The organism is Streptococcus sp. HMSC077F03 (assembly GCF_001812375.1).
In the GTDB taxonomy this organism is placed as follows: Bacteria; Bacillota; Bacilli; order Lactobacillales; family Streptococcaceae; genus Streptococcus; species Streptococcus oralis_S.
Map to the genome: position 1 here is coordinate 1 of NZ_KV808787.1, position 263 is coordinate 263.

Below are 263 nucleotides of genomic sequence, written 5' to 3' on the forward strand. Positions count from 1 at the left end.
AGACCCTCTGTCTTATCACCTGTTCCAGTTGGGGTCACTTTCGTAAACTCTGGACTATAAGTCGCAGTCACTGGAGTACCATTCTTATCCACGCGTTTAACCGTCACTGGGTCTGGTGTGCCTACAAACTGCTTGTCTGGAGTAAAGGTTACTGTTCCGTCTGGCGCAATTGTGTAAGTTCCTTGACCTGGAATAGACTTCTCTTTGCTTCCATCTGCGAAGGTTGGCTCGACTGTTTCATCAATTGGAACCAGTGGATCACC

Annotated in this window: 1 protein-coding gene; it reads right to left on the reverse strand. The window is 47.9% G+C overall.

From position 1 onward, the window contains the following. A partial coding sequence (locus HMPREF2853_RS05170) for an Ig-like domain-containing protein (protein ID WP_148131403.1) occupies positions 1 to 263 on the reverse strand: 263 nt, incomplete at both ends.